19 protein-coding genes are annotated in these 22,425 nt (G+C 36.0%); 5 read left to right on the forward strand and 14 right to left on the reverse strand.

Annotated features, from left to right (window positions below; genetic code table 11):
- The first annotated feature begins 60 nt into the window (after nucleotides 1-60).
- Nucleotides 61-906: a UDP-2,3-diacylglucosamine diphosphatase gene (locus NO995_RS10810; protein ID WP_240572920.1), complete on the forward strand. Its 846-nt coding sequence runs from the start codon at nucleotides 61-63 to the stop codon at nucleotides 904-906.
- On the opposite strand, the gene NO995_RS10815 is transcribed toward NO995_RS10810, so the two are convergent.
- Complete coding sequence (locus NO995_RS10815; RefSeq protein ID WP_258227521.1) at nucleotides 903-3,824, reverse strand: FAD-binding and (Fe-S)-binding domain-containing protein; 2,922 nt, start codon at nucleotides 3,822-3,824, stop codon at nucleotides 903-905. The two genes, NO995_RS10810 and NO995_RS10815, sit on opposite strands and share 4 nt — an antisense overlap.
- A gap of 151 nt (nucleotides 3,825-3,975) precedes the next feature.
- Between NO995_RS10815 and NO995_RS10820 the strand changes: the two genes are divergently transcribed.
- Together NO995_RS10820 and NO995_RS10825 are read left to right on the forward strand one after the other, a co-directional pair.
- Complete coding sequence (locus NO995_RS10820) at nucleotides 3,976-4,464, forward strand: hypothetical protein (protein ID WP_240572918.1); 489 nt, start codon at nucleotides 3,976-3,978, stop codon at nucleotides 4,462-4,464.
- A gap of 123 nt (nucleotides 4,465-4,587) precedes the next feature.
- Nucleotides 4,588-4,959, forward strand: a complete 372-nt coding sequence (locus tag NO995_RS10825; protein ID WP_258227522.1) for a VOC family protein — start codon at nucleotides 4,588-4,590, stop codon at nucleotides 4,957-4,959.
- Between the two features lies 1 nt (nucleotide 4,960).
- Here NO995_RS10825 and bshA read toward each other — a convergent pair whose 3' ends face one another.
- The 12 genes from bshA to NO995_RS10885 all read right to left on the reverse strand — a co-directional run bounded on the left by bshA (nucleotide 4,961) and on the right by NO995_RS10885 (nucleotide 17,540).
- Nucleotides 4,961-6,097 (reverse strand): N-acetyl-alpha-D-glucosaminyl L-malate synthase BshA, encoded by a 1,137-nt coding sequence (bshA, locus tag NO995_RS10830; RefSeq protein ID WP_258227523.1) that lies wholly within the window; start codon nucleotides 6,095-6,097, stop codon nucleotides 4,961-4,963.
- A gap of 22 nt (nucleotides 6,098-6,119) precedes the next feature.
- Entirely contained in the window at nucleotides 6,120-9,038 is a 2,919-nt protein-coding gene (locus tag NO995_RS10835; RefSeq protein WP_258227524.1) for a glycoside hydrolase family 3 N-terminal domain-containing protein, read from the reverse strand.
- 123 nt (nucleotides 9,039-9,161) lie between these two features.
- On the reverse strand, nucleotides 9,162-10,610 hold the full coding sequence (locus NO995_RS10840) for a DUF3570 domain-containing protein (RefSeq protein ID WP_258227525.1): 1,449 nt from the start codon (nucleotides 10,608-10,610) through the stop codon (nucleotides 9,162-9,164).
- 12 nt (nucleotides 10,611-10,622) lie between these two features.
- On the reverse strand, nucleotides 10,623-10,832 hold the full coding sequence (locus tag NO995_RS10845; protein ID WP_258227526.1) for a DUF4266 domain-containing protein: 210 nt from the start codon (nucleotides 10,830-10,832) through the stop codon (nucleotides 10,623-10,625).
- A gap of 1 nt (nucleotide 10,833) precedes the next feature.
- Nucleotides 10,834-11,784: an FAD:protein FMN transferase gene (locus NO995_RS10850; protein WP_258227527.1), complete on the reverse strand. Its 951-nt coding sequence runs from the start codon at nucleotides 11,782-11,784 to the stop codon at nucleotides 10,834-10,836.
- Between the two features lie 31 nt (nucleotides 11,785-11,815).
- Nucleotides 11,816-12,256 carry a thioredoxin family protein gene (locus tag NO995_RS10855; protein ID WP_258227528.1) on the reverse strand — a complete coding sequence of 147 codons (441 nt, stop codon included), beginning with the start codon at nucleotides 12,254-12,256 and terminating at the stop codon, nucleotides 11,816-11,818.
- Between the two features lie 117 nt (nucleotides 12,257-12,373).
- A complete protein-coding gene (locus NO995_RS10860) occupies nucleotides 12,374-12,859 on the reverse strand; it encodes an ABC transporter ATPase (protein WP_258227529.1) in 486 nt (161 codons plus the stop codon).
- A gap of 45 nt (nucleotides 12,860-12,904) precedes the next feature.
- The gene (locus tag NO995_RS10865) at nucleotides 12,905-13,699 is read right to left on the reverse strand and encodes a (Fe-S)-binding protein (RefSeq protein WP_258227530.1); all 795 of its coding nucleotides are present in this window, start codon (nucleotides 13,697-13,699) and stop codon (nucleotides 12,905-12,907) included.
- A 30-nt stretch (nucleotides 13,700-13,729) separates the two neighbouring features.
- On the reverse strand, nucleotides 13,730-14,104 hold the full coding sequence (locus NO995_RS10870) for a hypothetical protein (protein ID WP_258227531.1): 375 nt from the start codon (nucleotides 14,102-14,104) through the stop codon (nucleotides 13,730-13,732).
- 8 nt (nucleotides 14,105-14,112) lie between these two features.
- The gene (locus tag NO995_RS10875; RefSeq protein WP_258227532.1) at nucleotides 14,113-15,420 is read right to left on the reverse strand and encodes a (Fe-S)-binding protein; all 1,308 of its coding nucleotides are present in this window, start codon (nucleotides 15,418-15,420) and stop codon (nucleotides 14,113-14,115) included.
- Between the two features lie 6 nt (nucleotides 15,421-15,426).
- Nucleotides 15,427-16,359, reverse strand: a complete 933-nt coding sequence (locus NO995_RS10880) for an MlaD family protein (RefSeq protein ID WP_240572907.1) — start codon at nucleotides 16,357-16,359, stop codon at nucleotides 15,427-15,429.
- A gap of 50 nt (nucleotides 16,360-16,409) precedes the next feature.
- Nucleotides 16,410-17,540, reverse strand: a complete 1,131-nt coding sequence (locus NO995_RS10885; protein WP_258227533.1) for an N-acetylmuramoyl-L-alanine amidase — start codon at nucleotides 17,538-17,540, stop codon at nucleotides 16,410-16,412.
- 196 nt (nucleotides 17,541-17,736) lie between these two features.
- On the opposite strand from NO995_RS10885, the gene NO995_RS10890 reads away from it, so the two are divergent.
- Together NO995_RS10890 and NO995_RS10895 are read left to right on the forward strand one after the other, a co-directional pair.
- Complete coding sequence (locus NO995_RS10890; protein ID WP_240572905.1) at nucleotides 17,737-20,514, forward strand: putative LPS assembly protein LptD; 2,778 nt, start codon at nucleotides 17,737-17,739, stop codon at nucleotides 20,512-20,514.
- 29 nt (nucleotides 20,515-20,543) lie between these two features.
- Complete coding sequence (locus tag NO995_RS10895; protein WP_258227534.1) at nucleotides 20,544-20,924, forward strand: RidA family protein; 381 nt, start codon at nucleotides 20,544-20,546, stop codon at nucleotides 20,922-20,924.
- A 7-nt stretch (nucleotides 20,925-20,931) separates the two neighbouring features.
- Here NO995_RS10895 and NO995_RS10900 read toward each other — a convergent pair whose 3' ends face one another.
- On the reverse strand, nucleotides 20,932-22,347 hold the full coding sequence (locus NO995_RS10900) for an ATP-binding protein (RefSeq protein ID WP_258227535.1): 1,416 nt from the start codon (nucleotides 22,345-22,347) through the stop codon (nucleotides 20,932-20,934).
- Between the last annotated feature and the right edge of the window lie 78 nt (nucleotides 22,348-22,425).

Genomic DNA, 22,425 nt, shown 5'->3' on the forward strand with positions numbered 1-22,425 from the left:
AATTTCGAGGCAAGCTTCGGAACATTTTAATCTCGATTATCGAGTAAACATTTTAAACACTTGAAGATTAAACGAAAAATAGAAATTGCCGTAATATCAGATGTACATTTGGGCACCTACGGATGCCACGCCAAACAGCTGTTAACCTATTTAAATAGCATTACTCCTAAAACGCTAATTTTAAACGGAGATATTATTGATGTATGGCAATTTAGCAAACGTTACTTTCCGAAATCACATTTAAAAGTTATAAAAAAGATTATGGATATGGCGGCCGATGGTGTTGAGATTATTTACATAACAGGTAACCACGACGAGATGTTACGTAAATTTAGTGGCACCTCTATCGGAAATATTTCCATTGTTGATAAACTGGTTTTAGACCTAAACGGAAAAAAAGCCTGGTTTTTTCATGGTGATGTGTTTGATGTTTCTATACAAAATGCGAAATGGTTGGCCAAATTAGGCGGCTATGGTTACGACTTATTAACCTTACTTAATCGTGGTGTAAACTGGTATTTAGAAAAACGCGGTAAGGAACGTTACTCGTTATCTAAAAAGGTTAAGAATGGTGTAAAAGGCGCCATAAAATATATTGATGACTACGAAAAAACCATTTCAGATTTAGCTATTGAAAATGGTTATGATTATGTGGTTTGCGGACATATACACCAACCAAAAATGGAGTATATTGAAAACAAACACGGAAAAACCATGTACCTAAATTCCGGCGATTGGGTTGAAAATTTTACGGCTTTAGAATACCAGTTTAAACGATGGAAAATCTACAATTACAGCAGCGACAAATTAGCTCCGTTTTATCCTGACGAAGAGTTTGAAGACAAGGAAATTAAAGACTTAATTGCGGCTATTACCATTGTGGAACAGCAAAAAAAGAAATCTTAGATTAACGCTTCACGCAAAATGGTTATTGGATGCTTTGCCTCACGATTTGTTCCATCTTTTATTTGATGTCTGCAACTGGTTCCGTTTGCCGAAATAATGGTCTCCATCGATGCTTTTCTAACAGCTGGAAATAAGGTTTGTTTACCAACGTTCATACTTACTTCGTAATGCTCCTTTTCATAACCAAAACTTCCAGCCATCCCACAACAACCACTCGGAATTATAGTGACTTTATAGTTTTTTGGTAAATTCAACACATCGAAACTGGATAACTGATTTCCAATAGATTTTTGATGACAATGCCCATGAAATTTAATGGTTTTAGATTCTGATGTAAACTGTTCCGACTTAATATTACCTGATTTTATTTCCATCTGAATAAATTCCTCAATTAAAAACACATGTTTGGCAATGGCTTCGGCCGAAGTTTTATCGTCTGCTAACTTTAAATATTCATCTTTAAAACTTAAAATCGCTGAAGGTTCAATACCTATTAATGGTGTTTCAGAAGAAATTAAACCTTTAAAAACAGTTACATTTTCATTCGCCACTTTTTTAGCCTTTTCTAACAATCCTTTTGATAAAAAAGTTCGTCCGGATTCGGCGTGATTAATCACTTTAACCTCATAATTTAAAGCGGTCAACAACTCGAAGGCATCTATTCCGATTGGTGTATCTAAATAATTTAAAAACTCGTCGTTAAACAGATAAACTGTTTTTATAGGCTTATTTATATAAGTTTTATCGTCAAGTTTTTTAAACACTTTTTTAAAACTTTTCTTCGAAATTAAAGGCAATTGACGCTCTTTAGCTATACCAAAAGTATTTTTTAACACAGAAGACGTCCATCCGTTTGAAAACATAAAATTTGTGAACGCAGGTGACACACTTCCAAAACGATTCAACTTATTATTATAGGCAAACAATTTGGTTCGCCACGATACACCATTAGCTTTTTGATACTGATACAAAAACTCTGCCTTTAAGGTTGCCACATCTACACTGCTTGGGCATTCGCTGGCACAGGCCTTACAGCTTAAACACAAATCGAATACAGTTTTTAACTCGTCGTAATCAAATTTATTTTCCTTATCTGAATTGGTTAAAAACTCACGTAAGGCATTCGCTCTGGCTCTGGTAGTATCTTTTTCATGTCGTGTAGCTCTGTAACTCGGACACATAACGCCACCAAACTCCGGAAGTTTTCTACAATCTCCGGAACCATTACATTTCTCGGTTTCTCTCAGAATACCTTGTGATCCCGAGAAATCCATTAAGGTTTTTATTTCCGGCTCTTTACGGTCGGGTTGATAACGCAAACTTTTATCCATAGGTAAAGCGTCGACAATCTTTCCGGGATTAAAAATATTATCAGGATCGAAAGCGTCTTTTATCCGTTTTAATATCTGATAATTGATATCGCCTATCATTAACGGAATAAACTCGGCACGCACGATACCATCACCATGTTCACCACTCATTGAGCCACCATATTTTTTAACTAAATGCGCCACATCGGTTGTGATTTTTCGAAACAACCCAACATCTTCCGATGTCTTTAAATTCAAAATGGGACGTAAATGCAACTCCCCCGCTCCGGCATGTGCGTAATAAATAGCTTCCTGATTATAGCCTTTCATTAAAGCCGTAAATTCTGAAATATAATTTGCTAAATCCGGCAATGCCACGGCGGTATCTTCAATACAAGCCGCCGATTTTTTATCGCCCACAATATTTCCCAACAAGCCCAATCCGGCACTGCGTAAAGTATTGGCACGATTAATATCTTCGCCAACCAATTTCGGGAAGGCATAACTTAATCCTGAAGCTTTAATACTCGCTTCTAATTTTTCGGCTAAAACATCAACTTCTTCTTTGGTGTTCGCACGAACCTCGCACATTAAAATGGCTTTTGGATCGCCTTCAATAAACCTGCGATTCTCCTTCTGAGTTCTGTTATTTTTTGTACAATCCAAAATGGTTTTATCCATCATTTCACAGGTGTACAAATTATGCGCCATGGTTAACTCCACGGCATTTAAACAGTTTTCTATACTACCAAAATGCGCCGCCACCATCACACTCTCCTGTGGAGGTAATTCGTCTAATTTAAGCGTAATCTGCGTTGAAAAAGCTAATGTTCCTTCACTTCCAGCCAGTAACTGACACATGTTAAAGTTTTCATCAGACTCGCTAAAAATATTCGATTTAATCAATTCATCAATCGCATAACCTGTGTTCCGTCTGTGAATCTCCGGTTTTGGAAACTTCTCTTTAATTTCCTGCTGTACACCTTTGGAATTTAACGCGCTAAACACACTTCTGTAAATATGCCCTTCCAATGAATGCTCTTTGGCTTTTTTATGAAAAACTTCAGGAGTTACTTCATGAAATATAGCTTCACTTCCATCACTTAAAACGGCCTGAACCTCGATAACTTTATCACGCGTAACACCATATTGAATAGATGTTGTTCCGGAGGAATTATTTCCAACCATACCGCCTATCATAGCGCGATTAGAAGTTGATGTTACCGGACTAAAAAACAAACCGAATGGCTTTAAATACTTATTAAGTTCATCGCGAATAACACCAGGTTGTACTGTTACGGTTTTAGCCTGTTCATCAAAACTTAAAATTTTGGTAAAATGACGCGACACATCAACGATAATCCCCTTTCCTACACATTGTCCCGCCAACGATGTTCCAGCTGTCCTGGGTATTAAAGATGTATCATGCGTTTTTGCAAATGCAATTAACAACTTTATATCCTCTTTATTTTTTGGATAAGCAACCGCTTCAGGTAACATACGATATACCGATGCATCGGTAGCATAAATCGCTTTTATTAAATCGTCAAAATATAATTCGCCTGATAACTTTTCGCTTAGTGTCTGTAAATGTGTCGTTAAGATCATTTGGAAGGTTTCATTTTCAATAATTCCTAAAAAAGATAAATATAATTACAATTTTCATCATATTTTTACAATTAGTTGTGGAGTACGAAAATTATAATCTTTTTATTAGAAATCTTCGTATATTCATTTAATAAACAAAACTTAAAACTTTATGAAAAAATTATTTTTAGTAACATTTGCAGTATTAGGATTTGTATTTGTCTCGAATGCACAAGACATTTCAAAACACGCTTTAGGTTTAAGACTTGGTGACAGCGATGGTTTCGGAGCTGAAATTTCTTATCAACATGCTTTAGGTACAGCTAACCGTTTAGAAGCTGACTTAGGCTGGAGAAGTGGAAACAACTGGGATGGTTTTAAACTTACAGGTTTATACCAATGGGTATTCCCTTTACAAAACCGTTTTAACTGGTATGTTGGTGCCGGTGGTGGTTTAGGGTCTTATAGCTGGGACGATGATGTACCTGGACACGATGGAGATAACGACACTTTTGTTTTTATCGCAGGTGACTTAGGTATTGAGTACAGTTTTGACATTCCGTTAATGTTATCTTTAGATTTCAGACCTGAATTAGGTTTTGGAGATTACCACGATGATTTAGATTTTGATATCGCTTTAGGTATTAGATACCAATTCTAATCGAAACAATATATTATTTTAAAAGCGCCAGAATTGGCGCTTTTTTTTGCCCTTATATCTCTTAAATTACATAGTTTAAAACCTTATTCCTATCTTTATAAGGTTAACTATAAATACTTTACTATGAATTTAGGAGCCTTCTCTGTAAGTTTAAATGTAAAAGATATAAAAGCTTCAAAACACTTTTATGAAACTTTAGGATTTTCTGTTTTTGCAGGAGATATGGATAAAAAGTATCTTATTATGAAAAACGGAAATGCCTTAATCGGTTTATTTGAGGGTATGTTTGAAAACAACATACTAACCTTTAATCCGGGGTGGGATGAAAATGCTAATACCCTTGATACTTTTGATGATGTTAGAACCATTCAAAAACATTTGAAAGCTTCAGGTATTTTATTAAAAAGTGAAGCAGACGAAACAACATCCGGTCCCGCAAGTTGTATACTAATGGATCCGGATGGTAATGCTATTTTAATCGACCAACATGTCTAGTTTATAACACTAAACACTTAGCTAAAGTATCTTCGTAAATTTTCTCGTATTGAGGAACAATGGTATGCACATCGAATTGCGCAGCGGTTTTGCGAGCGTTTTCCTTGAAAGTTTTTAATCGTTCTTCATCGCTTAAAATATAAAGTGCATTTTTAGTCATATCAGCTACATCGCCTACATCACTTAAAAACCCTGAAACTCCTTGAATATTTACTTCAGGTATTCCTCCAGTATTACTTGAAATTACAGGAACACCAGAGGCCATAGCTTCTAAAGCCGCTAAACCAAAACTTTCGGTTTGAGATGGTAGTAAGAATAAATCACTAAACCAAAGAATCTTATCTATCTCGTTACTTTTTCCTAAGAATACCACCTTATTATAAATACCTAATTCAACACAACGTGCTTCTATTTTTTCACGCTCTGGTCCTTCTCCAACTAACATTAATTTTGCTGGCATTTCCTTTTGAATGTTATAAAAGACATCAATAACATCTTCAACACGTTTCACCGGACGAAGATTACTTATGTGAGTTATAATTTTCTCATCGTCTTTCGCCATGATACTTCTTTGGCAATCCGAGAATAAGACATTGTGCTTATCTAAATCAATAAAGTTTGTTACGACATTAATTTCATTCTTAATATCGAACAAGCGTAAGGTATCATCTTTTAAACTTTGAGAAACTGCAGTTACGGCATCAGACTTATTGATACTAAAGGTTACTGCTGGTTTATAAAACGGATGACTTCCCACCAAAGTAATATCGGTACCATGCAACGTAGTTACGATAGGTACATAGATATTCTCTTCTATAAGCATTTTCTTTGCCATATAAGCCGCATAAGCATGTGGAATAGCATAATGCACATGTAAAATTTCTATACCATGAAGTTTCACCATATCTACCAACTTACTTGATAAAGCTAACTCGTATGGCTGATAATGAAACAACGGATATTCAGGCACATTCACTTCGTGATAATGCACATTATTGCTCAACAATTCCAACCTAACCGGTTGATTATAGGTTATAAAATGAATTTCATGACCACGTTTAGAAAGCTCTAAACCTAACTCTGTAGCAACAACACCACTACCTCCAAACGTTGGGTAACAAACAATACCTATTTTCATTTTTCTTGTATAACTACTTTAACTAATCGATAATCGCCTTATATATTAAGCTCTGAATATCGGTTCTAATATTTTCTTTTAACAACAGATTGTGATCTGCATTAGGGTAAGTTCTATTTGCCAAAAATACGTAAACTATTTCTTTTTCCGGGTCTGCCCATGCGTAAGTTCCTGTAAACCCCGAATGACCAAAACTAGACAAAGACACACATCCACAAGTTGGACCATCTCCGCTTAACTGTGGTTTATCGAAACCTACACCTCGTCTGTTATCTTTAGAACTATAATAACTCGTATTAAAACGATCTACTGTTTCTGACATTAAAAACTGCTTTCCACCATAATACCCCTTCTGCAAATACATTTGCATAATCTTAGCGACATCGTTAGCATTACTAAAAATTCCGGCATGACCACCAATACCATTTTGCATGGCTGCCCCCATATCGTGAACATATCCGTGCACCTCTCTGTAGCGGTAATAATTGTCGACCTCGGTAGGCACAATCTTCTTATTACTTATTTTATGATACGGATTGTACAACGTATAATTCGCTCCTAACGGTTCATAAAAATGACTTTGTACTAACTGTTCTAAGGTTCTGTCGTAATAGGTCTCAATAAATTTCTTTAAAATGTAATAAGGAAAGTCGCTATAGCGATATTTTAACTTTGGAAGTAACTCTGACTCTCTGATAATCTTCTGAATAGAATCAGGATAATCGGACCGTAAATACATATTTTTAGCGACCTCTACATCAAATTCCTTGCTGCGTTCCGTTCTGTAATATGTGTCACTTGGGCGTCCGGTTTCAGCATCTAAAGTTTTGTAATAAAACGGTTCCCAAGGTCTTAATCGCGCATAATGAGACAACATTTGCTTTATAGTAACATGTTCCTTATTTGAACCTTTGTATTCCGGAAGTAATTCACCTAATTCTGAATCTAATGAAATAATACCTTCTTCCTCCATTTCCATAACCAAAGGCAATGTTGCTAATATTTTTGTGAGCGAAGCCACGTCGTAAATATCATCCCAGGCCACTTTTTCCTTTCCATCGTAAGTGTGTTTTCCAAAGTTTTTACTGTAAATTACTTTTCCTTTTCTGGCAACCAATAACTGAATTCCAGGGGTCATTTTTCCATTTATCGCTTTAAAAGCTATAGAATCAATTTTATTTAATTTCTCAGAATCGACACCAACACGCTCAGGAATAGTATAACCTAAACGCTTAATCGCATGTCTGTGAATACCATGCCCCTGAGGGAAAGTTTGCCCTATAGAAACCGGTAGCACTCCCACTGCATCAATTGCTCCAAAAATTAATTGTGCTGATTTTTGCTGAGCAATTTCACTATTCTGATAGCTTACAATTATGCTTTCAATATTGGTAACAGACTTTAAGCTTGATAAGGCATAAGGCTTAACAAAAGCATCTAATACCACCGTATGCGATTTAGCAATGCTATCAATCCAGTTTAATTCGTCTTCAGTAAACTCGTAGCTTTTCCAAGGATTCGCATTCGAACGATGAAAGCCAATAATAACCGTATTGTAATCCTGAAGCTTAGCCGTTAATCCATCCAAAGTTGGTGCTTCAATATGATGTACTTTAGTATATTTCTTTAATTCATTAAAAAACGGCGTTCCATCGTCATCTCCTAAACCAACATAAGCAATAGTCTTGGTTTCCAATTGTTGAAATGGCAACAAATCTCTTTCGTTTTGCACTATGGTAATGGCATTTTCTAAAAGTTCTTCATAAAGGATATCATCTTTAAGTCGGTTTAAATCTTCAACCAAATGCTTAACTTCAATCGGCTTGTATTTGTTTAATCCAACTTTATATTTTGCCTTTAAAATTTTCTTTACCGAATAAGCTAAACGTTCCTCTGAAATTTCACCAGCGTAATACGCCTCAGTAATTTTAGCCACGCCAATGCCCACATCTTCCGACATTAACATCACATCGTTTCCTGCTTTGAATGCTGCCAAATCAATATCACCGGTTTCACTAAAATTAGCAGCTCCTTTCATTGTTAAAGCATCGGTGAATGTCAGACCTTGAAACTGTAATTTCTCTTTTAAAATATCGGTAACAATATGTTTTGATAAGGATGATGGATAGCCTTCTCGAGGTTCTAAACTGGGAACATTTAAATGAGCTACCATCACACTGGACAATCCTTCTTTTATGAGTTTTTTATACGGATACAACTCGATTGAATCGATACGTTTTTCATCAAAACTAACCGTTGGAAGGGTTTTATGAGAATCCTGATCGGTATCGCCATGTCCGGGAAAATGCTTGGCATTGGCCAAAACTCCTGCACTTTGCATCCCTTTCATGAAAGCTAGGGCTTTTTCGGTTACATTATTACGGTCTTCACCAAACGAACGATTTCCTATAATTGGATTTTTAGGATTGGTATTAATATCTACCACCGGTGCAAAGTTAAAATGTACACCTAATCGTTTGCAGTGCTCTCCTATTTGTCTTCCGGTTTGTTCAACCAATTTATTGTCCTTAATTGCCCCTAGCGTCATATTCCATGGAAAGGCATAGGTCGAATCTAAGCGCATGCTTAATCCCCATTCAGCATCCATACCCACTAACATCGGGACTTTCGATAAGGCTTGCAATTCATTATCTAATTTAGCCTGACGAACTGGACCTCCCAGAGAATAAATAACACCACCAATCTGATATTCCTTAATCAAATCGACGATTTTATTTTTGGTTGCCTGATCCTGATTAGACATAACCTGAACCATATACAACTGCCCTATTTTTTCTTTTAAGGACATACTATCGTATATACTATCTACCCATCTTTGCTGGGCATGACCATCTGGTGTTAGTAATGGGTTAATCGCATTTTGAGCAAAAATAGTGGCTGTTATGAATAGGGTATTAATTACAAAAAAGATTTGACGCATAAAAGTGGATTAATTTAGATGTTATTACTTGCATTAATATGCCGTAATAATCATGCCAAAATAACACTTTTAGTAGTAAAATCGAAGCTTTTTAATATAGATTTATAAAAGCTTATAAACAGACTAATCCATAATAAATTTAAACCCTGCCGAGACAATATTAGCTTTCAATCCTGTATTTCTTTTATAATTATTGTATTTTAAATCGATACTCTTTAAACCAAACTTCCAGATATGTGCTTTTGCAAAAATATCGGTATAGTTTACCCCAAAACCATATTGGTTGGCATTAAACTCCGATAAATCATAATCGGAAGTATAAAACTCGCTCGTTGATAAGTTCATTTCATAAGGCGCAAAATAATCGGCTGCTGTTTGTGTATAATATCGATATGATGGATACAAAGTGAATTTACTTGAAATCTTAATCGGCACTTCTACTTCGGCTGTATGCGAGGTAATGCCCCAATCATCTGAATAATATCGGTAATATGTTCGCAACACAAACATTTCATTCAAATAATAGTTAAGACGCATGCCTACCGGAATTTTAAATCGGCTATCCGGAAGACGTTCAATATCATCAGCTAATTGAAAGACATCTTTATTCGTTGTAGAGGTATAGTTTGGAATACTTGACGGATTTCCCATATAGAAATTACCGACATCACCGAAATAGACCCGTTGCATCGGGTTTGATAACCAGCCTTTTTGCTGTACCAAATCAAAAAACAATGAGAATTGCATATTTCTACTCAATATTTGAGAAAAACTTACCGAAACCGAATATGAATTTCTTGATTTATCTTCAATAAACGGTGACATAACTGGTTTCCAAGCAACAACTCCATTTTTGTTTATTTCGTTTCCTAGCTGATCATATATAGGTACATTTTGAAAAAAGCCATTATTCAAATTCCCGTTAGACTCATAATACGAATCCAACTCTGTAGGATAGCGTGGTCTCCAAGAATCTAAATACACCTTCCCACTAACGTTTAGGGTTGTATTTTTATCATTAAATAATTTAGTAATGCCACCTCCAAAACCAATAGAAGAATAATCGAACTCTGATGCAAAGGAAGCGTCTACGTTTAAAATAGTATTTCTATCATCCGAACTATGGCTATAATCTATCGTTACACTCCCCCACACATCACTTTGTGAAGCTCCTGACGAGGCCACCCAAGGAGAACCAATAGGCCCATTTGTATTGAAAACATCGTCATCTTCAAGATCATCTCCTCCTCCTGCTGAAGCCCCCGAACTACTGTCAAAAGGATTCAAATTACTCGATGACGCTGAAGAATACGCCGAAATACCGGCATCAACAGTTAAAACATCGTCTGCGTTTAAAGGCACACTTACCACAATAGTTGGTGTAAAATCGGTTAATTTTTCCGTTCCAATACCACCGGTAACCGAGGCATTGTTTCCATCCTGAGTATAATAACTCGTTAAGAAATCGACTTCGGTCGATTCTAAAACACGCTTTTTATAAACCGCTGTGGAGTCTTGAGCAAAAGCATTTACTGCAAAACAAAATACGGCTATAACTAATATCTTTTTCATCTTCTTATTCCTTTAGTTACAACCACATCCTCCTCCAGACTTCCCCCCGTTAGCACCCGAAGCTGCCTCACGATAGACCTGAAAATTTGTTATAAAACGATCTGACGGCTTTTTTGACAAAACCATATCAGGGTCGTTTAAATTCACCTTTTCGTATTCCTTCACCACCGTACACGAGGTAAACGTCACGCCCATAACAACCGATATTAATAGGAATTTCATATTATTGGGTTTGCTTTAAATTTATATTTTTTGAGGTTATGAGTTTATTATCCTTATCGACAATAATACACTCCACTCCTTTTAGTTGATTCACAAAATCAAGTCCTACATCAACACCCATAACAAAAACCGAAGTCGCCAAGGCATCTGCTAATTCGGCGTTCGCGGTAAAGATACTTACACTCAAAATCCCCGTACTCGGATATCCTGTTCTGGGATCTATAATATGGGTATACAACGTGTTATTGAAGCTTACATACTTTTCATAATTTCCTGAAGTCACCACGGCACTATTATGTACTGGTAACCAGGAAAACACTTTACCTTTATTCAACGGATTAACAATCGCGACCATCCAGTCCTTACCATCCGGTTGTGTTCCCCAGGCATTCAAATCGCCGGAAGCATTAATAATTCCTGCCGTAACGCCTTTATTCATTAGAAGCGCCTTAGCTTTATCTGCCGCATAACCTTTACCAATGGCTCCAAAGCCAATTTTCATTCCTTTATTTTTTAAAAACACGGAATGATCAGCCTCGTTCAAAATAATATTTTTATACCCTACTTTAGCTACCGATTGTTTTATCGCTTCCGCGGAAGGCATCTCGGTCATGCTCCCATCGAACTTCCAGATTTTATCCATGGATGCATAACTAATATCGAAAGCCCCATTAGTTAAATCTGAAATTTTAAGAGCACGTTTTATAAGTTGAAACAATTCATCATCAACTTGAACCGGTTGAATTCCGGCGTTTTTAATAATTTCTGAAGTTTGAGAATTGGCGTCCCATGAAGAAATAAGCTTTTCAATTCTGGAAATCTCATGAACAGCTAAATCTATATAAGTGTCGCCCTCTTGCTGGCTATTCGCTACCACCGAGATATCGAAACGACTTCCCATTAACTTTAGTGTTCTTTGATACACATGCTGCGCATAACAGAGTGTATTCATGAAAAACATAAGCATAAAACCGATGCCGATTTTACTTTTCAAAAGACGCTAATTTATTGTAATACTCAGTTGGAGACATTTTTTCGTAACCTGCATTACCCAAAACTTTTCCTTCTGGGTTTAACACGACAACAAAAGGGAAATACCCTTGCTGATTGTATTTTTCAGCAAGCATGCCATTTTGTTCCGCTATATCTTCGGGTAATTTATTGGCTTTTTTCCTTGGAAAATCGGCCTGCATCATGACAAAATGGTCTTTGGCTAATTCCTGAAATTCTGCGGTACTCCAGATTTCCTTATCCAGTTTAATACAAGGTGTACACCAATCGGAGCCCTGAAAAACCAATATAATATTGTGATGTGATTGAGATGCTTCTTGTTTGGCCTTATCAAAATTAGTAAACCAATCTTGAGCAAAACCACTAAAACCAAATGCTATAAAAAAAACACTTGCTATAAATACTTTTTTCATTAGTATGTTCTTTGAGAGAAGATGAAATTACAGTTTACATCTCTAATAAACTGTAACCTAAGTTACAATTATAAACGCTACTAAAAACAATATATTACAGCAAGTGTTAATTTAGAATTATTTTAAAAAACGGCTATGCCAGCTTTCGCTTGCAGGCACTTCCCAGTTTTCATTAAAATCGGCAATATTTGCCACCAGATTATTGAAAACTATGGTGTTTTTAGACACCGCCTTATCTTTAGCCATCTGTTTAAAATCGGTAAGCGATTTATAAGCAACATATTCACCTTGCTTATAAGACACGTTCATCTTATCCATTAAATCGACTTTATAATCTTGTTCTAACTCCTGAATAAAACGAACCGATGCATCTATTGAGCAGCCAGTCGCTTTGTTTAAATTCTGATTTAAACCTATAATGATAAAGCGTTTGTATTTTATAAGATAGCCGGCATTTAAATCACTGCCATGAGCGGTCCAGTTCTCTAAGAATACATTTAATTTTTCTTCTATTTCTGAAACCTCTTCGTCGGTAAACGAACGATTAGCCTGATATATCCAAACTCGGGATTCTTCTGGTAATGTATTAAAATCTACTAGCATTTTTTTCTTTTTAAGACGCTTAGCCTGCGCTCAGCTTACATATTTTTATTCTCCTTGTGCATTGGCAATTAATTCTGCCACATCTAATACCGATATCTCGGCTTCTTTTTCCTTTATTTTAACACCGTCGGTCATCATAGTATTACAATACGGACAACCGGTAGCAATAATATTAGGGTTGGTTTCAAGAGCATCTTCAGTTCTTAAAACGTTAATATCTTTATCGCCTTTTTCAGGTTCTTTAAACATTTGTGCTCCTCCTGCTCCACAACATAATGCCGTTTTACGGTGGCGTTTCATTTCAACCAATTCTACACCTAAAGTTTGTAGCAGAGCTCTTGGCGCTTCATACACATCATTAGCGCGACCTAGGTAGCAAGGATCGTGAAATGTGATGCGCTTTCCTTTAAAAGTATTTTCGCGTTCAACCTTTAAGCGCCCTGAAGTAATAAGTTCATTTATAAATTGGGTATGATGCAACACTTCATAAGTTCCACCTAACTGAGGATATTCATTTTTTAAAGTATTATATGAATGCGGACACGCTGTTACAATGCGCTTAACTTCGTAGGCATTTAAAATTTCGATGTTGGTTACCGCCTGCATTTGGAACAAAAACTCATTTCCGGCCCGCTTAGCAACATCTCCTGTACAACTTTCCTCGGTTCCTAATACTGCAAAATCAACATTGGCTTTATTAAGAATTTTAACGAATGCTCTGGTTATTTTTTTAGCCCTATCGTCATAACTTCCAGCTGAACCTACCCAAAATAAAATTTCAGGTTGTCTACCTTCCGCCATACATTCTGCCATGGTTGGCACCTTAAGTACTTCGCTCATTAGTTATTCCTTTTAATAAAGATTATGTCTTTAGTTTTGTTGTTCGTTTATCGTTAAAACAGAATCCTGCATCATATTATCTTCTCGTAATCTTGCAAAATCTCTTTTTGCTATTCTTATGTAAAGCGCGTGACGAAAAACACCCGTTGGCATTCTGAATTTCTTATCGTTTCTAACGAAGTAAGTTCGCCTAAGCGCCTCGTTGCCAATTTGTTCCTTTTGAAATTCTGTGCAATAATCACAAAATACCTTCTTCACTCTTATATCCTGAGCCCAATAATTCTGATATTCGACCTCTGTATACACCTTAATTTGTAAAGAATCCTTCTGATATCCAACCTGTGCAGAAACGTTTTTCAATGAAAACATAAAAATAAACGTTAATATGGCGGTTGAATATTTCATGTGTTCATCTATTCGTCTTTCCAATTTAAACGGTCCATTTGGCTATATGGCCATGGTGCACCATTATTTTCTATATTGGTCATCATGTTATTTAACTCGGTTGGTGCAGCACTTTGCTCCATTACTAAATAACGACGCATTTCTAAAATTATTGACAACGGATCGATGCTTACCGGACAGGCTTCAACACAGGCATTACATGTTGTACACGCCCACAATTCTTCGGTTGAAATATAATCACCTAATAATTGCTTGCCGTCATCTTTAAATTCACCATTATTGGCATCAATATTTTTTCCTACTTCCTCTAAACGGTCGCGGGTATCCATCATGATTTTACGAGGCGATAATTTCTTTCCTGTTAAGTTTGCGGGACACTCGCTTGTACATCGACCACACTCGGTACAGGTATAGGCATTTAATAACTGTACCCAACTTAAATCCTGAACATCACTGGCTCCGAATTTCTCCGGCATCGCCGCTTCAGCTCCTTCTGCAGGTGCTGCAAACGGATCGACATTCGGATCCATCATCATTTTCACTTCATTGGTAACAGATTCCAAATTATTCAATTGCCCTTTTGGCGCTAACTTACCGTAATACGTATTTGGGAACGCCAGAAGAATATGTAAATGCTTTGAAAAGTATAAGTAGTTTAGGAAAACTAAAATCCCTACAATGTGCAGCCACCAAGCACCACGTTCTATAACATGAAGCGCGCCTTCGGATAATCCGCTAAACCAAGGAGCTATAAACTGACTGATGACATTTCCTGAGTTCATAGCCTGAAAATGCACATCGGTAGCATTCATAACCAAAAACAAGGTCATTAATACTATTTCGAAGTACAAAATGAAATTACCATCGTTTTTAGGCCAGCTGGTCATTTCGGCTTTCCAGAAACGTTTCAGTTTAATAATATTTCTACGAATCCAGAATACCGTTACCGATACCAACACTAATAAAGCTAAAACTTCAAAAGCACCGATTAAAAATCCGTAAGTGGCTCCGATTCCTGAAAATATACGATGCGTTCCAAATAACCCATCAATGATAATCTCTAAAACTTCAATATTGATGATAATGAAGCCCAAATACACAACAATATGCAAAATACCCGCTACCGGCCTGCGTACCATTTTACTTTGCCCCAAGGCAATCATGGCCATGTTTTTAAAACGTTCAGACTTATTATCGCTTACGTCGACATCGCGTCCTAATTTTATATTACGTATTAGCTTCTTTACATTTTTAGCAAAATAGCCAATACCCGCAGCTAAAATGATAGCAAAAAGTACATTTGGCAAGTATTCCATTGGTAATTAGTTAGTTTCTTCGTTGGTATACGGAATTTCCTTTTTCGATAAAATTCTGAAATAACGTTTTGGGTGTAGTTTAATATCTCTAAGCAACTCTTCCATTTCTTTGGTTGCTCCTTCTATGTTATTGTATAAACCTTCGTCTTTCAGCAATTTTCCAAGCGTTCCTTCCCCCTGATCTACAGAAGCCAATACACTTTGAAGACTCTCTAAAGTTTTATTTAACGACGCTATGGTTGCTCCCATATCGGCCTCTTTCAAATCGGCCATCATCACAGATAAATCTTCACTAGACGATTTAAAATTACTTAAGGTAGCTTCGATGGTTTGTTTATTATCTACTAAATACCCATTAATATGTAATGAGGTTGCTTCGAAAGCTTTTAAAGTTTCATTCAGCTGTGCAACGGTATGTCTTAAACCTTGTTCAGACTGGTCGTTAACCACCTTATTCAAACTAACAATTAAAGAATCGGCAGATTCCAATGCAGAATTCAAATCCATACTCAAACCAGAAAAGTTTTTCGACAAACTGGTTACCAGTCCCATTTCAACTTCAGATTTTAATTTATCACCTGGTTTTGCCTGCTCGCCTTCTTCGCTAACTAAAATAGCTAATCCGTTACCGCCCATTAAGCCAGTTTCATACATTCGAATGGTTGAATTCTTTGAAAATCTTAAATTCGGGTTAACAGTAAAAGCTATATGGGTTTTTCCAGTTTCGTAATCGTAAGAGATATCCTGAACTTTCCCAACAGTATTTCCTTTCACCGTTACTATTGAAGATTTGGTTAATGCGTTATAATCGAAATCTGTATAGTAAAGATCTTCTGCTTCCAGTAAATTTCGTCCTTTTAAGTAGTTGTAACCAAAAACAAAAAGAACAATTCCCAATACTACTAATAAGCCTGTTTTAACTTCTCTTGATATTTTCAAAGTATATGATTTAGTTGCACAAATTTAAAATAAATTTAAAAAGAACGCTTTTAATTAGCAGTTGTTTTTAACGCCTCGGCAAGGCTTATTTTTTTACCATCTTTAAAAGCAACAATAAAACTGGACTTATACCCCTTTTGCTTTGCTACTTCTTCTTTTTGCTTTATTTGATTATAATCAGACGTGCTGGCATAAAAATATTTGTACAGACTCCCTTCCTTAACTCTTGAAATTTCATCGAGACCTTTAAAGTTATAAGGTTTTGGTTCTAATGCTTTAGAACTTGCTGCGATTTGTATTTTAAATGTGATATCGTCATGAATATCCTCTGCCACAACCTGAGTTGGGGTTTCCTCCTCTTCATTAGTTGCTGATTCTTCAATAAAGGCATATTCACCGATATTACCGTCAAGAATATGCTTGTATTCTAAAATAGCATCGGCAACTGCTGTAGACATTTCACGCTGACCTTTGGAAGAATTTAAATACCCTCCTTCTTCCTTATAGGTTAAAAACCCTGTTTCAATAAGCACACTTGGCATTACCGTTTGATGCAAAACAATAAATCCTGCTTGCTTTACTCCTCGGTTATTTCTTTTTAATCTATTTGTGAATTTCTTCTGAATTAAACTCGCCAGCTGAATACTCTGATCTAAATATTCCTCCTGACTAAACAAAATACTCATAACAGATTCCGGTGAATTAGGATCGAAACCAGCATATTTCTTCTCATAATCACTCTCTAAGAAGATTACCGAGTTCTCCTTTTTAGCAACTTCAAAATTGGTTTGATTTCTATGGGTTCCTAAAACAAATGTTTCTGTTCCGTGCGCCGACGAGTGGTGCGCATTACAATGCACCGACACAAACAAATCTGCATTGGCTTTATTGGCTATTTGTCCTCGAACAAACAAATCTACAAACACATCAGACTTACGTGTATACACCACTTTAATGTCCGGATTTTTTTCAATCATCTTCCCGACTTCCAGAACAATTTTTAATGCAATATCCTTTTCCTTGTATCCATTACCCATATTACCAGGATCGTGACCACCATGTCCTGCATCTAATACCACAACAAACTTCCCCCGTTCAGCATCCTTATCAGATGTTGTAAAAGCGGAAAATGTTAATACTAATATAAAAGATACGAAAAGTAATAGGCTGTTCGTTTTCATTTGGTAAATCATATTATTTTAAAATTATAAGATATGGCACAATTATGGCTGCAACTATAGCTTTAGACATAAAAATAAGACTATTTTAAAATTTAACGGTAAAAAAACACCCTTTATTACTCTAATAAATTACGTGTTCGCTTAATTTTAAAATTTAATTAATTTATAAATCAATCACAGAAAAATATATGTAATTTTGGCTTTTCAAAAACCGAGCCATACTTTTACAAAAATACATTTAAAAGCGTTGCATACAAACAACTTTAAAATACTTTTTGCATTAAGTTTTACAGTGTTTATAAACACGTTAAGCTTCGCACAAGACATCCCGAAAAAGGGCAAAACCATTGAACGAAGTGAGGAAACATTAACTATTAATGCAGATAGTATTATTGCCCCAGAACTATCAGAGAAATCACAAGATACCACTTTAACCGACTCTGTTAAACCTAAAAAAGAATTACTGGAACACACGGTAAAATACCATGCTACCGACTATACAAGATTCAACAAAACAGAGCATAGACTCTATTTACATAACGAAGCGAGTATTGATTATGGTGACATGAACATTAAGGCGGGAACCATTATTATCGACTACACCAATAACACCGTTCATGCTAAAGGAATTACCGATACTATAAACGGCTACACCCAAAAACCTGTATTCACACAAGGTAGCAATGTTGTAGAACCTGATTCTATTATTTTTAATACGAAATCTAAGAAAGCCTTAATTTATAACTCACAGACTGAACAAGGTGAAGGTACCGTTATTGCCAAAGTCACTAAAAAGCAAAACGACTCTGTTTACTTTTTAAAAGAGGCTAAGTATACCACTGCCGAAGACCTTGACGATCCTGAATATTACTTTAGACTTCGCAAGGCTAAAATTGTACCAGGCAAGAAAATTGTAACCGGATTTACTAACCTTTATATTTACGATGTGCCAACACCGGTGGCTTTACCATTCGGATTCTTTCCGCAATCGGAAAAACAGACATCGGGAATTATTATACCAAGTTTTGGGGAGCAAAACAACCGCGGTTACTTTTTACAAAACGGAGGATATTATTTTGCTATTAGCGATTATGTAGACTTAGCCGTTTTAGGAGATTATTACACCAATGGTAGTTACGGTATGCGATTAGAAAGCACCTATGCCAAGCGTTATAAATTTAGAGGAAATGTTGGCTTTAGATATGAAAACCTAATTAACAGCGAACGCGGATTTCCAGATTATTCTAGAAACACCATATACAACCTTCGCTGGTCGCACAGTCAGGATTCTAAAGCAAGTCCGAATTCAAGATTCTCGGCATCGGTTAACCTAGGTAGTAGTAAATACTACAGAAACTCGATTAACCAAATCAACTCCGGTTCGTTCTTAAACAACACCTTATCGTCATCGGTATCCTATTCTAAAACCTTTTTAGGAGAACCTTCTGTAAATTTTAGTTTAACGGCCACGCACTCACAAAACACAAATACAGAAACCATCAACATGACCTTACCTACCTTTCAGGGTAGTGTTGGTAGAATTTATCCTTTTATACCAAAAACCGGAACTAAAAAAGGATTGTTTCAGAACATTAACTTACAGTACAGTGTTCGTGGAGAAAACCGAATTACAACAACTGACGAGTTTTTCTTTAAAAGCGAAATGTTTGACGATGCGCGCGCCGGATTTCAGCACAGCATTCCTTTAAGCACCAACTTTAAATTATTTAAATACTTTAGTGTTAGTGCAAGTACAAACTATAACGAAGTTTGGACTTTTAAAACCGAAAAAGAAACGTATAATGCGGCTGAAGGAAAAGCAGAAACCGAAACATTAAATGGTTTCGATGCCTTTAGAACTTATAATTTTAGCACCAGTTTAGGAACAACTGTATACGGTATGTTTAACTTTGAAAAAGAAGGGAAAGACCGAAAAATAAAAGCCATTCGTCACGTGATGCGTCCTTCTGTTAGTTATAATATCAATCCAGCTTTCGATAAATATTACGAATCTGCCGAAGTGGTTAATGCCGATGGTTTAACTCAAGGCGAACTTGATGCGATTTATGAGGGCGTGGATTTAGAGTATACGCGTTTCCAAAATGGTATTTTCGGTTCACCCAATAAAACCTTTTCAAGCTCCATGGGTATTTCGGTATCGAATAACTTAGAAGCTAAAGTTCGCGATAAAGACTCTACTGCAAAAGAAGCTAAGAAAATTGTACTTTTAAACAACTTAAACTTTTCAACATCTTACAACTTTGCTGGCGATTCATTACAATGGAGCCCGGTAAGAATGAGCGGTGGAACCCAGTTCTTTAATAACAAAATGAGTGTTAACTTTGGTGCCACTTTAGATCCTTACGCCTTAGATAACAACAATCAAAAAATTGATAAATTTAATATCGATAACGGCGGAAGTCTTTTCAGATTAACCAGTGCGAACCTGACAACCAGCTGGTCTATTTCCAGTAAAAATGGAAAATCCAGAGACAAAAGTAACGACCGCGGTATCCAGGAAAACATTCGTAGTGGTGGTCGTGATGATGACATGTTTGGGGTTTCTGAAGATTTCGCTAACCAGCAATTCAGTGAAGAAGGCGAAGAAAGTGATGGCGCTGAAAACGGATTATACAGCTATAGTATTCCTTGGAGTTTACGTATTGCCTATGCTGTAAACTATTCGAATTCGCGTCGTGAAAACCAGATTTCGTCACACTCTTTAATGTTCTCTGGAGACGTTAAACTATCCGACAAATGGTCGATTGGTTATTCTTCCGGTTACGATTTAAAAAATGCAGGATTCACTTATACGCAATTACGTTTTGAACGCGATTTAAAAAGTTGGCGCATGAACTTTAGCTGGATTCCTTTTAGTGACAGAACTTCCTGGAATTTCTTTATCGGAATTAAATCAAGTATGCTAAAAGACTTAAAGTACGAGAAACGCAGACAACCGGATATTACATTATAATAAGCACATAATTTCCTTATAAATTAGAAATGAAACAAATAATTACAACTCCCAAAGCCCCTGCTCCTATTGGTCCTTACAACCAAGCTGTTTTAACCGGAAATACGCTTTACACCTCTGGACAAATAGCTTTTAATCCGGAAACCGGAGAATTGGTTCTTGACGATATTAAAACCGAGACTAAACAAGTTATGGAAAACCTGAAAGCGGTTTTAGAGGCTGCCGGTATGACTTTTGAAAATGTGGTTAAAGCCTCGATTTTTATTAGCGATATGGGCGAGTTTGTAAACATTAACGACGTTTACGGAAGCTACTTTAATGAAGAAACAGCACCTGCGCGTGAAACTGTTCAAGTGGCTTGTTTACCTAAAAATGTAAATGTAGAAATTAGTGTTATTGCAGTAAAATAGACTGTAATTAACTTACCTTTTTTTGAGCTAAAAGGTATTTTATCAAAATATCTTTTAGCTTATATATGTCAATTGGTTTAGATAAGAAAGCATTCAAACCAAGCTCCTTCACTTTTAACTTATCTTCTTTAAAATCACTCGCAGAGACTGCTATTATTGGTGTTTTACTTATCCGATATTTATCAGTCTGTTTAATGGCTTTTGCAGCTTCAAATCCATTCAAATCCGGCATATACAAATCCATAAAAACCAAATCGAAATCCAGTAACTTATACAATTCAACAGCCTCTACCCCATTTTTTGCAAACGTACAATCAACACCTTGTTGCTCCAGCAAATACTTAAGTACACGACGATTCATTCTGCTATCTTCTGCCACTAAAACATTTCGCTTTTTAACCAATAATGGCTCAGACACTTTAGTTTCAACCTTCACATTTAAGGTCTTTTTCAATTGCAAACTAAAGTAAAATGTTGTTCCTTCATTTTCCTGGGTTTCTATTTTCAGTTCACCTCCCATCAACTTCACCAGTTTATGACAGGTAGACAAGCCTAAACCGCCGCCACGATATTCCTTGGTTAAAACGGTTGCTTCAGTCTTAGAACTATTAAAAATCTGTTTTACCATTTCAGTAGGCATCCCAACACCAGTATCCTTCACATAAAAGGTTACAATTTGTTCATCATTTATGGCTATAGTTTGATCTACAATAATGGAAATTTTTCCTTTATTGGTGAATTTAATAGCATTATTTACCAAATTAATTAATACCTGCTGAATTCGTAATTCATCACCTATTAAGGAAAATTTTGGTTCATCAGATTTCAAAAATTTATAATCGAAAGTCAATCCTTTTTCCCATGCCTGATAGTCGAACACTTTGAACAGGTTTATTAATTCAGTATTTAAATCGAAAGGAACTTCATTTAAAACAATGTCGCCGTTATTAACTTCATAATTACTCGAAAACATATTTACCAACTGATGCATATACTTCGATGAAATGTTAGCGATTTCCAGCTGCATATGTTGTGCTTCATCCAAATCGGTTTTCTTAAGCATTTCTATCATACCCAAAACCGTACTTAAAGACGTTCTAAACTCATAACTTATGTTCGCTAAATATTCAGCACTAAAGTCAGCTTCCTTATTAGCCTGAGCTAACTTCTGCTTTAAATCGTCTATTAATACTTTAGAATGCTTACGCTTCGTCCTGTTCTTTAATTCGTTTTTATAAAAATACTGAAGTAACAAAACCTGAATCACGACCATTCCGAATAGAATTATAGCAATGGTTTTTACAGGTAGTTTTTGTTCTACAAAACAATATCCCAAAAAAATGACACCAGCAACAAAGGCTAATAATATTGAAGAAATTGCGGTTTTTAATTTTACACGTTTTTTACCTGGGACAAATCGCATTTAAAAAGTCTTTTAACAAACATATCCATAATTATACGAATTAACAAGTGTATTACAGGCATTTAAACCTATATAATT

The sequence above is a fragment of the Aestuariibaculum sp. M13 genome (assembly GCF_024723255.1).
GTDB classification, from domain to species: Bacteria; Bacteroidota; Bacteroidia; order Flavobacteriales; family Flavobacteriaceae; genus Aestuariibaculum; species Aestuariibaculum lutulentum.